The 12,610-nt window shown below is 71.1% G+C and carries 10 protein-coding genes; 4 read left to right on the top strand and 6 right to left on the bottom strand.

Annotated features, from left to right (window positions below):
• Position 1: 1 nt before the first annotated feature.
• Positions 2-751 (top strand): type I-E CRISPR-associated protein Cas5/CasD, encoded by a 750-nt coding sequence (cas5e, locus tag ACZ5NJ_RS34260; RefSeq protein WP_468770220.1) that lies wholly within the window; start codon positions 2-4, stop codon positions 749-751.
• The gene (locus ACZ5NJ_RS34255) at positions 751-1,467 is read left to right on the top strand and encodes a type I-E CRISPR-associated protein Cas6/Cse3/CasE (protein ID WP_468770219.1); all 717 of its coding nucleotides are present in this window, start codon (positions 751-753) and stop codon (positions 1,465-1,467) included. Before cas5e ends, ACZ5NJ_RS34255 begins: the two co-directional genes overlap by 1 nt.
• Positions 1,468-3,344: 1,877 nt before the next feature.
• Here ACZ5NJ_RS34255 and ACZ5NJ_RS34250 read toward each other — a convergent pair.
• The 4 genes from ACZ5NJ_RS34250 to ACZ5NJ_RS34235 are packed head-to-tail and all read right to left on the bottom strand — an operon-like array spanning position 3,345 to position 7,465.
• Positions 3,345-4,367 (bottom strand): UDP-N-acetylmuramate dehydrogenase, encoded by a 1,023-nt coding sequence (locus ACZ5NJ_RS34250; RefSeq protein ID WP_468770218.1) that lies wholly within the window; start codon positions 4,365-4,367, stop codon positions 3,345-3,347.
• Between the two features lie 16 nt (positions 4,368-4,383).
• Positions 4,384-5,406 (bottom strand): serine hydrolase domain-containing protein, encoded by a 1,023-nt coding sequence (locus tag ACZ5NJ_RS34245; protein ID WP_468770217.1) that lies wholly within the window; start codon positions 5,404-5,406, stop codon positions 4,384-4,386.
• Entirely contained in the window at positions 5,406-6,731 is a 1,326-nt protein-coding gene (locus ACZ5NJ_RS34240; RefSeq protein ID WP_468770215.1) for a UDP-N-acetylglucosamine 1-carboxyvinyltransferase, read from the bottom strand. Before ACZ5NJ_RS34240 ends, ACZ5NJ_RS34245 begins: the two co-directional genes overlap by 1 nt.
• Positions 6,732-6,736: 5 nt before the next feature.
• Positions 6,737-7,465: an LbetaH domain-containing protein gene (locus tag ACZ5NJ_RS34235; protein ID WP_468770213.1), complete on the bottom strand. Its 729-nt coding sequence runs from the start codon at positions 7,463-7,465 to the stop codon at positions 6,737-6,739.
• Positions 7,466-7,655: 190 nt separating this feature from the next.
• On the opposite strand from ACZ5NJ_RS34235, the gene ACZ5NJ_RS34230 reads away from it, so the two are divergent.
• Entirely contained in the window at positions 7,656-9,050 is a 1,395-nt protein-coding gene (locus tag ACZ5NJ_RS34230; RefSeq protein WP_468770212.1) for a sporulation protein, read from the top strand.
• 290 nt (positions 9,051-9,340) lie between these two features.
• Here the strand turns inward: ACZ5NJ_RS34230 and ACZ5NJ_RS34225 are convergent, their stop codons facing one another.
• Together ACZ5NJ_RS34225 and ACZ5NJ_RS34220 are read right to left on the bottom strand one after the other, a co-directional pair.
• Positions 9,341-9,907: a hypothetical protein gene (locus ACZ5NJ_RS34225; RefSeq protein WP_468770211.1), complete on the bottom strand. Its 567-nt coding sequence runs from the start codon at positions 9,905-9,907 to the stop codon at positions 9,341-9,343.
• A gap of 87 nt (positions 9,908-9,994) precedes the next feature.
• Entirely contained in the window at positions 9,995-11,470 is a 1,476-nt protein-coding gene (locus ACZ5NJ_RS34220) for a DNA cytosine methyltransferase (RefSeq protein ID WP_468770210.1), read from the bottom strand.
• Between the two features lie 489 nt (positions 11,471-11,959).
• Here ACZ5NJ_RS34220 and ACZ5NJ_RS34215 point away from each other — a divergent pair, with 489 nt between their 5' ends.
• Positions 11,960-12,607 carry a GIY-YIG nuclease family protein gene (locus tag ACZ5NJ_RS34215; RefSeq protein ID WP_468770209.1) on the top strand — a complete coding sequence of 216 codons (648 nt, stop codon included), beginning with the start codon at positions 11,960-11,962 and terminating at the stop codon, positions 12,605-12,607.
• Positions 12,608-12,610 lie beyond the last annotated feature (3 nt).

Raw genomic sequence — 12,610 nt, 5'->3', positions numbered from 1 at the left:
CATGCCGACCGCCCTGCTGTGCCTGTCCGCCCCCATGCAAGCCTGGGGCATCCACACCCGCTACGAAGCCCACCACGACACACTGAGCCGGCCCACCAAGTCCGGGATCATCGGCCTCGTCGCCAACGCCCTCGGCCACGACCTCGACGACGACGTCTCCCACCTGGCCGGTCTGCGCTTCGCGGTCAGGGCCGACCGGCCCGGCCACCTCGAACGCGACGACCAGACCGCCGGTGGCGGCGACTTCCCCCTGGACGTCCTCACCGCCTCCCGCGACCCCCGCCTCGCGGCCGACCCGGACCGGTTCCACTACGCCGCTCCGCGCGAGGTCGACCCGGTCACCGGCGCCTCCTGGCACCCGGCCAGCCGCAAAACCGTCATGGGCGACAAGACCTACGTCATCGGCGGCTCCTTCCTCGCCGGCCTGACCGGACCCGCCCCGCTGATCGAGGCGATCAACCAGGCCCTCACCCGGCCCGCGCGTCTCCTCTACCTCGGCCGCCGCTGCTGCCCGCCCGCCCGCCCCATCGCCCACGGCACCACCCGCCACGACCACGACTGGCCCGACCACATCCCCCTGCTGTCCGACGCCACCACTGACCGCCCCACCGTCTGGCAGGAGACCGACACCACCACCGGCCCGGGCCTTCCCGAACAGCCCCCCACCACCTACCAGCGCCGAGACCACCGCCTCCTCCCCCTGCACACCCGGATCACCACCCCGCCCCCCGCACCCCAGGAAACCGACTGATGACCATCCACACCCACGACCTCCTCGCCTTCGGCCTTCCCGACCCCCAACACGCCGTCCTCATGGTCTGGCGCAGCGCCCTCACCCTCTCCCCCCACACCGCGGCCGCCTGCCACGACGCCTACCGCATGCACCAGCTCGTCGAGACCGGCCTCGGCACCGTCACCACCACCGGCAACCGCAACGGCCGCACCCTCTACGCCGCAGCCCGCACCCCCGCCACCAACCGCAAGCACCCCTCACAGGCACTGACCGCCGGCCAACCCCACACCCTCCTCGTCCAGACCCTCTCCCCACCCGACTGGACCACCCACCAGAACACCGGCCTCATCACGCACGCCACCACCCAGGAAGTCCACCAGACCTGGACCACCGGCGACACCGTCGAGATCCGCACCATCGCCAGCCCCCTCATCACCAAGAACAACGACGACAAGAAGCGCAGCCGTGTCGTGCTGAAACACCCCGCCCAATGCGGGGCCTGGCTCCACGAACGCCTCACTAAAGCCGGATGCCAACTCGCCCCCCACGACATCACCATCAGCGCCCCCGAAACCACCCCCCAACGCGACCAGACACTCACCCTCCGCCAATTCCACGCCACAGCAACCATCCACGACCCCCACACCTTCACCCACCTCCTCACCACGGGGCTCGGCCACAACCGCGCCTGGGGAGCAGGCCTCGTACTCGCCAGAAAGACAGCAAGGAAATGACCAAGCCGCCAGAATCCCGCAGGTCACAAAGAGTGCCGCCCCTGCGCCAGGGGATGAACGCACCATCGCCGACTTCACCGGCGCCGGAAAGCTGTGCCGCCCCTGCGCCAGGGGATGAACGCTGCGCGTAGGCGTCCTGCTCTTGCTCTTTCTTGTGCCGCCCCTGCGCCAGGGGATGAACGGTGAGTGGTGGTCATGGCCGGGTCCTTCCGGTCGTGCCGCCCCTGCGCCAGGGGATGAACGCCAGGCCCCGCCGAACAGCGCGATGCCGAACAGGTGCCGCCCCTGCGCCAGGGGATGAACGGGAGCCACCCATGAACCTTCAGAGCCGCCTCATGTGCCGCCCCTGCGCCAGGGAATGAACGGGTGGTCACGTGGGTGCGCAGGTTGAGTTCCTGGTGCCGCCCCCTGCGCCAGGGGATGAACGGCTCAACCCGACCCAGCGCGCGGCCCGAATGGTGTGCCGCCCCTGCGCCAGGGGATGAACGGATCCCGACGTTGCGGCACATGAACACCAGAGGTCCCGCCCCTGCGCCAGGGGATGCACCGGTCCGGTCAACCTCGCACCAGCCGGGCGCCCGGCCACATCTCTGCGCTAGGGAATGCGCGGCACCATGGCGTTGCGACGTAGGCGCGCCAGACGCTGCCCCTGCATCAGGGGAATACCGGCTGTGGATCTCGTCGACGAACAGGTAGTCAATGAGTCTCCTTCCGCCGGGGGATATACGGCGACCGCGCCGTCGGATCGGCCTGAGGGGAGGTCTCGTCCCTGTGCCAGGGGATGAACGGCCCCAGGACTCGGTCAGCTCTCGTACTGCGCCCCACCGCCCTGCGCCAGGGGGTGAACGGCAAGCTGCGAACCAGATCGGGGCGACGGACACGCGTTGTCCCTGCGGCAGGGGATGAACAGAATGCATGCTTACGGTCGACGATCAGCAGTCGATCCAGTCCCTGCGCCAGGGAATGAACGGATCTGCCACGCGCTCTTCCACCATCAGGTGCCGGTACCCCCCTGTGTCAGGGGATGAACGGTCCTCGATGCCGACTTCCTCCAGGATGTGGGGGTTGCTACCTCTGCGCCAGGGGATGTACGGACGCCAGGAACGAACTTGGCGATCAGCTCGGCATACCGCCCCTGCACCAGGGGATGAACGGCCCTCGATGCAGTCGCCGGCGTCGAGCCAGAAGTGCTGCCCCTGCGACAGGGATGAACGGCCGGTGAAGGCCGGTGCGCTGCACCTTCCCGCGTGCCGCCCCTGCGCCAGGGGATGGACGCTGGTTGACGTTGACGCCGATCCGGCACAGCTCATGCCGCCTCTGCGCCAGGGGATGAACGGTGGTCAGCCGCGGCCGCGCGGTGCAGAAGGAAGCGCCCCCTGTGCCAGGGGTTGGACAGTCGAACTGCCGGAAGTCCCTGTCCAGGGTCCAGTGCCGCCCCTGCGACAGGGAGTAACGGACGTGGACCTCGGGGACCGCAATCACCTTGAGGCCTCACCCCTGCGCCAGGGGATGAACGGATGGCGTACACCAGGGGCGGGATGACCGCGACGCGCTACCCCTGCACCAGGGGATGAACGGTGGTTCCGCCAGAAGGTGACTCGGGCGCGGGCGTGCCGCTCCTGCGCCAGGGGATGCACGGTCGTACGCGGCGATGGAGCTGTTCGCGGCGGCGTGCCACCCCCGGGGCAGGAGAGGTACGGTCGGGGATCATCGTGCGCAGTCGCTCCGGCCGCCGGCGTGTGTGGCGTCCCTGCGCCAGGGGATGCGCACAACTTCGCGGCCCACTCCGCGATGAGGGCCCTGGCACGCGTCAGGCGGTACGGCCCAGAGGCTCCGACCACCGAGGCGGCCTGGACTTCAGCCCCGAGTGGGTCCGGTCACACGAGGGAGGGCTCCGGATGGAGGTCGACGCCTACAGCTGTGCGTACGCTCGCGGCCATCTCTTCCAGGGCGGTGCGGAAGCCGTGCGCGGTGGCGTTGGCCTGGGCGGTGAGGGTGAGGGTGCGAAGCGTGGAGCAGCGGACGTCGCGGGTGACCTCGGTGCGGGGCTGGTAGCCGCAAGCCTCCAACAGCCATCCCGCGCTGGCTCGCCACGTGTGGGCGGATGTGCGGTAGACGGGGGCGCCCTGGCTGCGTAGCGCGTCGGCCTGGTCATCGGTGACGGTGGGGTTGAGGAAGCAGGAGCCGACCTGGCGGGCGTCGTGGCCAGTGCTGGGCAGGAGAAGTCCCCGCTCGGCGCGGTCGTGGAGGACGGCGGCAGCGGCGTCAGTGAGCGGGGGCCGACTGCCCAGGGGTGCCCGGAGTGCTGCGGCGAGGTGCTGGTAGGTGACGGGGGCCGCCGCGGTGGAGCGGGTCAGGTGGAGGGTGAGGGAGAGAATCGTCCACCGGCCGGGCTGCTGCTTGAACAGGCTGGTGCGGTAGCCCAGCCGGCACGCGGCGGCGGGGAGGCGGGAGGTGCGGCCGGTGGTCCAGTCGTGGACGGTGACGGCGGTGAGCCGGTCTCCGATCTCCTGGCCGTACGCTCCGGCGTTCTGGACCGGTGCGGCGCCGGCGGTGCCGGGGATCCCGCCGAGGTATTCGATGCCGGAGAGGCCTTCGGCGACGGTGTGGGCGACGAGGTCGGTGAGCGGGTGGCCGGCGGCGACGGTGACCTCGACCTGGTCGCCTACGAGGGGGCGGGTGCGGATGCCGCGGGTGGCCATGTGGATGACGGGCCGGCTGGTGCCGTGGTCGGGGGCGAGGGTGTTGCTGCCGCCGCCGAGCGTGAACGGCCGCTCGCCGTACCGCGCGGCGGTGTGGGCAAGGTCGGGCCAGTCGGCGTCGTGGGTGTGGCTGAGCCAGAGCGGCGCGGGGCCGCCCAGGCGCAGCGTGGTGTGGTCGGACAGCTGGTGCTGTCCCATGGTGGGCCTCCCGGGGTCAGGTGGCGGTGATGGTCTTGAGGGCGAGGGTGCGCAGGGGGGCGATCCGGCGGCGGGCTTCGCCGTGGTAGACGGCGTTGGTGCAGATGGCGAGGTAGCGGCCGGCGCCGGGGTTGAGGTAGAGGCTGGTGCCGGTGAAGCCGTGGTGGTAGGCGATGTTGCCGGGGGCGACGATCCAGGACAGTCCTCGGTCGAGGCCGGGTTCGATCGGGGCGAAGGGGAGCGTGGAGGCGCGGAGCCAGCCGTGCAGGCGGCTGGCGGGGTCGATGAGGTGCTCGGCGTAGTGGGCGAGGTCGCGGGCGGTGGAGAAGACTCCGGCGTGGCCGGCGATCCCGCCGAGGAGGGCGGCGTTGTCGTCGTGGGCGGTGCCCCAGATGCGGGGGGCGCCGGGGATGCGGCGCTCGGTGGGTGCGACCTGTGGGCTGCGGGCGAGGGGCCCGTAGGTGGTGTTGGTCATGCCGAGGTCGTCCCACAGGGCGCGGGCGAGTTCGTCGAGCGGCTGCTGGTGGGCGTGGGCGAGGGCCAGGCCGAGGAGGATGTAGCCGCGGTTGATGTACCGGTGCCGGCCGGGCTCGTCTTCGAGGGCTTCGCGGCACAGGAGTTCGTGCAGGGGCGTCTGGGCGCCGCGGTAGTGGTCGAGGCGGGTGGAGGCCTTGAGTCCGGCGGTGTGGGTGAGGAGCTGCTCGATGGTGGCCTCGCCGCTGGGCGCCGGGCCGTCGATCGCGGACAGGAAGTCGCGTACCGGGGCGGTCCGGGCGAGGATGCCCGCGTCGAAGGCCCGGCAGGCGAGCGGCCAGGTGGCGACGACCTTCGTCAGGGAGGCGATGTCGTAGACGGTGTCCGGGCCGGGCGGGGTGTCGCCGAGTTCGTCGGCGATGCGGCCGGCGGTCAGGAAGCGGGGGGTGTCGCCGAGGGTGCCGAGGGCGATGACGCCGCCGGGGGTGGCGCCGTCGGTGACGGCCTGGTCGAGGGCTTCGGTGAGGCGGGCGGTGTCGGCGGACGTGAACGGGACGGGCGTCATCAGCGGGCCTCCGCGGCGGTGGTGGTGATGTCGGCACCCAGCGCGGCCAGGTTGGGCAGCAGGCGGCCGTAGCCGCGCGCCAGGTGGTACATGCCGCCGATCGTAGAGGTGCCGTCGGCCGCGAGGGCGGCGATCAGCAGGGCGGTCACCGCCCGGATGTCCGCGGCCTGTACGTCGGCCGCCGTCAGGCGGGCGGGGCCGTGGATGCGGGTGTCCTGGCCGGTGGAGGTGATGTCGGCGCCGAAGGCGCGCAGGGGTGCGACGTGGGTGTCGCGCTGGGGGTAGACGGCCTCGAAGAGGTGGCTGGTGCCGGCCGCTTGGGTGAGGAGGGCGGCGAGCTGGGGGGCGGTGTCGGTGGGGAGGCCGGGGTGCGGGCCGGTCCGTGCCCGCACCGCGCGCAAGCCGCCCGCGCCGACGGCGGCGCGGATTCCGCCGTCGTGGGAGGTGAGGTGGAGACCGGCGTCGGCGAGGACCTGTCGCTGGGCATCGGGGAGTTCCGGGAAGGTGATGCCGTCGATGTCGATGGTGCCGCTGGTCGCGGCGGTGGCCATGATCATGGTGGCGGCCTCGATCCGGTCCCCGGCCACCGTGAAACGGCCGCCCTCGATCCGGTCGGCGCCCTGGACGTGGAGGCCGTCGTCGTCGAAGGCGGCCCGGACGCCACGCTCGGCGAGGAAGCGGATGGTCTCGGTGACCTCCGGCTCGATGCTCGGGCTCGCGATCAGGGATTCCCCCGGGATCCGGGCGGCCAGCAGCAGCGCGGTGACGGTGGCGCCGAGGGAGGGGCCGTAGGGGGTGGAGACGTCCACGCGGAACGGGCGCAGCTCGCGGTCGGCGGGGAGGGCGGCGTGGATGGTCCGGCCGTGCTCGTCAACGGTGACGGTGGCGCCGGCGGCTTCCATGGCGGCGAGGTGGCGGTCGATGAGGCGGGGGCAGAACGCGTCCCCGCCCGGGATGGGGAAAGTGACGGATCCGGCGCGGGCGAGGACGGCGGCGGCCAGGACGGCGGTGGTGCGGACCTTCGCGCCGAGGTCGTGGTGGATGACCGGCCGCAGGCTCGGGGCGGGGATGACGTGGAAGGTTCCGTCGCCGGGGGCGTGGGTGTGGGTGCCGGTGTGGGTGAGGATCTGCGCACACACCCCGGTGTCGAGGATCGCGGGGGCCTGGTGCAGGACGAGGTTGGTGTCGGCGAGGAGGGCGGCGGCGTAAAGGTGGAGGGCGATGTTCTTGCTGCCCTGGACGCGGATCCGGCCCATGAGGGGGTGGCCGCCGGTGACCTTGATGAGCTGCCGGTCGGCGGCCTGGGTGAGCTTGATCGTGGTCATGGGGGTCACCGGACCCGGGAGCCGGCGGGCATGAAGCCGCCGAGCTGGGTGCGCGGGTAAATGACGGTGCCGGGGCCGATCAGCGTCCCGGGGCACAGGACGGTTCCGGCGCACAGGGTGACGCCGTCGCCGATGACCGCGCCGAACTTCGTCTGCCCGGTTCCGTACTTCCGGCCGCCGAGGGTGACGGTGATCTCCTTGACCGCCGGCTCGGTGACGGGGCCGTCGCCGGTGAGCAGTGCGGTAGTGGAGGTGAAGGCGCCGATGTTCACGTCGGAGCCGACGACGGAGTCGCCGATGAAGCAGGCGTGCTTGGCGAACACCCCGGCGCCGAGGAGGCTGCGGGTGATCTCGGCGCCGAACCCGACCTGGGTGCGGGGGCCTACGACGACGTGGTCGCGGACGTACGCCCCGGCGGCGATGACCGCGCCCTCGCAGACCACGACGGGGCCCACGACGCGGGCGCCGGCCTCGATACGGGCGCCGGACTGGACGATGACCGTGCCCGTGACGTACGCGCCGTCCTCGATCACTCCGCCGCCGGTCAGACCGTGCCGACCGGGGTCGGTGAGGTCATCGGTCAGGGTGGGCTTGATGTCGAAGACGGTGGTGCACCGGGCCAGCAGGCCGGTGACGTACGCGCCGAGCTGGCCGGGGTGGAGGTAGTAGGCGGGGGCGAGCTCGTCAGCGACGGTCTCGGACCCCGGGGCGGGGGTGAGCAGGGTGGGGCTCATGGCGGCTCCTGTGCCGGTTGGCCGGTGGAATGGTTCAAGGAAACCGCCGCTGTCCTAGGACTGGGCAGGCTCACAAGGGGGGCTCACAACTCACAAACGGGCAGCGGGCTGTGTGCTGCGGGCCTACCCTGCTGCTCCGGATACGGGCACGCTCCGACGTAGCCGGGTCGTCGTGAAGGAGGTGCCTGTGATGGCCCCGACCGCTCGCCGGGCCAAGCCACCCAACGTCGCCCTGGAGCACTTGCTGGCGTCCAGCGGTATGAGCCACCACGCGCTGGCACGGCGGGTGAATGAACTCGCCGGGCAGGCGGGGCTGCACGTGGTCTACACCCATACGAGTGTCGTGAACTGGACCCGGCGCGGCATGGCCCCGAAGGCCCCGGTGCCCTCCCTGATCGCCCGTGCGCTGGGCGAACACCTCGGGCGGCCGGTCGACGTCGCCGAGATCGGCATGCACGCGGTGCGCGAGAACACGGCGGAACTCGGGTTGGATTTCCCGCGGGACACCTCCGAGGCAGTCCGTCACGCCGTTCACTTCTGGAGCACCGTGGAACACCTGGACCGCCGCGCCTTCCTGAACAAGGCCTTCGCCGTCGGCGCCTACACCACCCCCGTCACCCGCTGGCTCGGCGTCCCGTCCGACCCGGCCGCTGCCCACCACGGCAGCGGCCGGGTCGGACGGGAGGACCTCGCGGAGCTGTGGCAGGCCGCCGACGAAGCGCAGCGCTGGGATTCGAAGTACGGCGGCGGAACCTGGCGGGCCTCCTCCGTCACTCACTGCCTCACCCGCCGAGCCGTCCCCCTGCTCCACGGCTCCTATAGCGACGAGGTCGGTCGCGGCCTGTTCGCGGTCACCGCTGAACTCGCCCGCGTCGCGGGCTGGGGCGCGGTCGATACCGGCCACCACGACATGGCCCAGCGGCACTTCATCCAGGCCCTGCGCATGGCCAAGGCCGGCGGAGCGGTCGACATCGGCTGCCACATCATGGCGAACATGGCGCTCCAGGCCCTGCTGCGCGGCTATCACCAGGAGGCCATCGACATGGTCCAGGGCGCCTACGACCGCGCCCGGGGCCGGGCCGGCCACCGGGTCCTGGGGTTCGCCAAGCTCATCGAGGCCCGCGCGCACGCCAAGGCCAACGACGCACGGGCCGCTTCAGCGGCGCTCGCCGCCTCCGAGCGCTGCCTGGAGCAGGCGGAGCACGACGCCGACGAGCCGGCCTGGATCGGGTACTTCACCCACACCCGGCTGGCTTCCGATGCCGTCGAAGTCCACCGCGACCTGCGCAACCCCGCCGCCGCCTGGCGGTGGAACGCCCAGGCCGACGCGATGAACCCCGACAGCTTCGCCCGCTCGGTCGGACTTCGCCTGACCGTCCTGGCCACCACACACCTCCAGCAGCACGACCTCGACCAAGGCCTCGCCGTCGGACACCGGGCCATCGACATCCTCGGCCGCGTCGCCTCCGCCCGCGCCCGCGACTACGTCGCCGACATCACCACCACCATCGCCCCATGGCACCGCGAGAAGCCCGTCGCCGAGTTCCTCCACCGAGCCCGCACCGAACTCACCCTCATCTCCTGAACCCAAGGCCAGGCGTCCTGCGGGGTTCCAGCCGCGTTGGGCTTCGCCATCGTTGCCGCGCCTCTACAGCGTGCGGGTGTGCCCTTCGCGCTCCGGGTAGCTGGGTGGCCGCTCAGGTGCGCACCGGGGGATCTCGACGGCGGCCGGGTGGCGGCTGGCCTCGGTGGTGGCGATGGGTGCGCGGCCAGGGTCTGGTGCACGGGCGGGCCGTCGCATAGCGCCCGCGTTCGGGCACGCTTGTGCCCGGCCGGGGCTGTCGGCTCCGGCCGGGCGGGTTGTGGGGGGGTCGGTTACTGGGGGACGGCGAGGATGCCGTCGTGGAGCTCCCAGCCGTCGGCGTCGACCAGTTCACTGGGGAGGATCCAGTGGTCGCACACGGGGCTGGTGCAGTGGAGGGCGGCGGTGCTCGGCCGGTAGGCGAAGTGCCCGACGTCGCAGCCCCCGCAGCGCGGATTGATCCATTCAGTGACGACCGGCTGCTCGGCCTCCCGCGCGAGCAGGAACTCGCGGATGGCTCGGATCATCTGGTCGCTGTCCTGGGCCAGGGTGCGGGAAGGGAGTGGGTCGTCCGTTCCGGAGTCGAAGACGATCCAGTAGTCATCGGTGTTCTTGAGGGCGCAGACCTGGAGGCTGTGGTGGTCGCCGATGGGGTAGTGAATGTCGACGTCTCCGGTGGTGCGGCTGGTACCGGTGATCTTCCAGGGGCCGACGGTGAGGGTCAGGAACTCCGCGCCGAGCACGGCCTCGAAGCCGTGGTCGGCGAGCGCGGGAAGGAGGGGGCTGTGGAGGGGCTGGCTGGCGGCGGTGTTGCCGGGTGCGGTGTGGTGCTCGGCGGCGGGGTTGAGCGGGTCGGTCACGGTTCTCCTTGCTGGCGGGTGTCGTCGGGTGGGGCGGGTACCGGTCACCCCACCCGACGGATGCAGTTCTCTGGCGGTGGGTGAGGGTCAGAGGACGGCGGCGACCCGAGCACCGAGCCACTGGGCGACGTTGCAGCTCACGGCGTTGCCTGCCTGCTGCGTCTGCTCGGTCTTGTTGCCGCGCATGATGTAGTCGCCGGGGAATCGCTGGGCGGCGAGCTGCTCGTGCGGCTGGAGCATCCGGAAGTGGCAGTCCTCGACGCTCAGAGCCTGCTCGACGGTGTCGGCCGGGGTGAGCACTCCGGCGGAGGCACGGGTGGCGAGGGTCAGCATCGGCTCGCTGGTGGGCTTGGCGGCGCCCTTGCGGTAGGGGATGACCAGGCCGTGGTGGCGGCCCCGGGCGGCGAGGGTGGCGAGCGGGCGTTCGACCGTGTCGATGCGGCCGTTGCGGCGCATGGTGACGACGTAGGGCATGGTCAGCAGGGCTTCAGAGTCGCGGGTGGTGCGCGTCCGCATCGGCTCGGAGAGGTCGGTGGTGGTGTCGTTCCAGCTGCCTCCGGCCGGGACGAGCATCCCGTGGCGGCGGGGCACGAGCAGGCCTTCACCGATCTTGCGAGTGCGGGAGGGAAGGGGTGCCTGCTCGGGGAGCATGGTGCGGCCGTCGTGCCCTCCGTGGTTGAGGGTCAGGAGGCTGGCCCGCTGGGGGTACTCGCGGAGCCCCTTCTCGATGCGGCTGATCGTCTTGGCCGCCAGCGGCCGGGTACGGTCCCCGATCCGGGTGCCGAGGTTGCTCCAGTCGATCGCGGAGGCGGCCGGTCGGGTGTAGGGCTCGACCAGGGCGTTGCGGCATCGGGTGTTCGGGCAGCGGTAGTCGTACTGGCGGGCGTACTTGCCGATGGTGCGGCCCTTGCGCCAGGCCTGGACGGCTTCGACGTCCTCGTCGCATCCGGCGCACCAGGCGAGCGGGCGGGGGCGCAGGTCGGGCATCGGGATGCCGGTCCGGGTGAAACAGATGTAGATGCGGTCCCGCCACTGCGGGGCGTAGGGGTTGTCGGGGCCGCCGACGTGGGCGGACGAGACCGATACGACCTGGCTGTTGTATCCCAGGAGTTCGATGCCCTGGCGCCACCACTGGAAGAGCCTCCAGTCGGTGGCGAACTCGGTGACGTTCTCGCACAAGATGGCCTTGTAGTAGTGGACCTCGGCGGCGCGCATGACGTCGTAGGCGGTCGCGCGGGTGCGGACGAATGCCTCCGGGTCGGCGGGCTCGTACTCGTCGCCGATGCCGATCTGGCCGTCCTGGATGCTGCGGCGGGTGCCTCCGGCGGGGCTGATCTCCGTACAGATCGGGCTGGCCCACAGGATGTCCGTGGTGGGCAGGCGGCGCATGTCGTAGTTGTTGATGTCCGCGCAGATGTGGTCCGCGTCGCGGTGGTTGGCGCTGTGGGTCTCGATGGCGATCTTCGAGTGGTTGGCGGCGAGCTTCAGCTCGTACCCGGCGGCGACCAGGCCGGTGGAGCTTCCTCCGGCGCCGCAGAAGATATCCGTGGCAGTCAGGGACATGTCAGCTCTCAATCTATGGAGGCGCGTTTCTGACGGGTCGTCGCGGGTGGGTACCGACCACCTTGGCGACATAGATAATTTTACGGCAACAAGGGACATCTGGGCGTCGTTTCCGCAGCTCAAACGGGTGATTCGCAGGACGCAAGGCCTGACGGCAGCTCGCCGAAGTGCCGGGCAGAGCGGGGTGGGGTCCCTCGTTGGGCGGCACTCTCGGTGGCCCTGCGGGTGGGTGGGGGTGGCGGAGCCTGCGGAGCTGCCCCCACCCACCCGTAGGGCATGGTGCGGAGGGGCGTCCAACGAGGGACCCCACCCCGCGCACCCCCTCTCACCCCCCACACGGCGCGCGCTGTCGTCTGCCCCCTCAGCAGGGTGGGCGGGGGTGTGGGGGCAGAGCCCCCGCGGCCTGAACCGCGCCGTCGTACGCGGACGGTTTGTCAGTGCTGGTTGCGATGATCAACGGTCACCCGAATCCGGCAGGCAGGACCCGAAATGGCCGAGAACTTCGTCATCAACCTCAACGTGGCCGGCACCGTCGTGCCGGACGTCACGCTGATTACGGGGATGCGTATGGGCAACGACGCGCGCAGTGAGGCCCGCGGTCACCACATGGCCGTCGGCGTCCCGGCCATCATGGACATCCTGGAGTCCATATCCTCCGGGTCCTTCACAGCCGACGAGGTCAGGACGACGCTCAGCCGCTGCGTCGATGCCGTCCAGGCCCGCCTGGACCGCGAGTACGAAGAGCTGGTGCGGCTGATGGAGATGCCGGAGCCGGAGCGCGAGAAGGTCCGCAAGAAGGACCGGCGGCCGGTGTACGCGATCTCGTCCGAGCAGGAGCCGAAGATCATCAAAATAGGCGTGACCCGGAACCTCGCCACCCGACTCAAGGCGTTGCAGACCGCTTCGGTCTCTCCGCTCGCAGTGCGCTGGACGACCCAGGAACGTGGCGGCCCCTTTGAGCACCAGGAGCATGGAGAGCACCTGGAGCGGGGCCTCCACAAGGTGTTCAAGGACCGCCGGATGTCCGGGGAGTGGTTCGACTTTCGCGATGTGGCGGACCCGATCGCCATGATCAAGGTTGCCGCCTACGACGTCTTGGAGGACCTGGAGTACTGGGACGAGGTTTCGGGCGCATAGTCG

The sequence above is a fragment of the Streptomyces sp. NPDC032091 genome (assembly GCF_055580265.1).
This window is presented reverse-complemented; position numbering and strand designations above follow the sequence as displayed.